This window comes from Massilia aurea, assembly GCF_014200505.1.
Classification (GTDB): Bacteria; Pseudomonadota; Gammaproteobacteria; order Burkholderiales; family Burkholderiaceae_D; genus Telluria; species Telluria aurea_B.
This window is the reverse complement of sequence record NZ_JACHBX010000014.1, coordinates 1-1201: the sequence shown is the minus strand read 5'-3', so window position 1 is coordinate 1201 and position 1201 is coordinate 1. Positions and strand designations below refer to the sequence as shown.

The following is a 1201-nucleotide window of genomic DNA, read 5'->3' as shown; positions in this document are numbered from 1 at the left end:
ATATCCGCAGCTTCGGTGACTGGCTTAGCCCCGTTACATCTTCCGCGCAGGACGACTCGATCAGTGAGCTATTACGCTTTCTTTAAATGATGGCTGCTTCTAAGCCAACATCCTGACTGTTTTAGCCTTCCCACTTCGTTTTCCACTTAGCCAATCTTTGGGACCTTAGCTGGCGGTCTGGGTTGTTTCCCTCTTGACACCGGACGTTAGCACCCGATGTCTGTCTCCCAAGCTCGCACTCATCGGTATTCGGAGTTTGCAATGGTTTGGTAAGTCGCAATGACCCCCTAGCCATAACAGTGCTCTACCCCCGATGGTGATACTTGAGGCACTACCTAAATAGTTTTCGGAGAGAACCAGCTATTTCCAAGTTTGTTTAGCCTTTCACCCCTACCCACAGCTCATCCCCTAATTTTTCAACATTAGTGGGTTCGGACCTCCAGGGCGTGTTACCGCACCTTCATCCTGGCCATGGGTAGATCACTTGGTTTCGGGTCTACACCCAGCGACTGTCGCCCTATTCGGACTCGATTTCTCTACGGCTCCCCTATACGGTTAACCTCGCCACTGAATGTAAGTCGCTGACCCATTATACAAAAGGTACGCAGTCACGGAACAAGTCCGCTCCTACTGTTTGTATGCACACGGTTTCAGGATCTATTTCACTCCCCTCCCGGGGTTCTTTTCGCCTTTCCCTCACGGTACTGGTTCACTATCGGTCGATTACGAGTATTTAGCCTTGGAGGATGGTCCCCCCATGTTCAGACAGGATTTCTCGTGTCCCGCCCTACTTGTCGTATGCTTAGTACCACCGTTCGAATTTCGTGTAAGGGGCTATCACCCTCTATGGCGCCTATTTCCAGAGGCTTCCACTATCCGATCGACTATTACATACAGGCTCATCCCATTTCGCTCGCCACTACTTTGGGAATCTCGGTTGATTTCTTTTCCTGCAGCTACTTAGATGTTTCAGTTCGCCGCGTTCGCTTTGCATACCTATGTATTCAGTATGCAATGACCTATAAAGGCCGGGTTTCCCCATTCGGAAATCTGCGGATCAAAGCTCGTTTGCTAGCTCCCCGCAGCTTATCGCAAGCTACTACGTCCTTCATCGCCTGTAATCGCCAAGGCATCCACCATGTGCACTTATTCGCTTGTCCCTATAACGTTGGCCTCTGCTGACAACAGAGATCGTCACAGG

General features: G+C 50.4%; 1 rRNA gene. It reads right to left on the bottom strand.

Annotated elements, in window-relative coordinates:
- Positions 1-1160, bottom strand: a 23S ribosomal RNA gene (locus tag HD842_RS23815); the annotation flags it as partial.
- Positions 1161-1201: the final 41 nt, after the last annotated feature.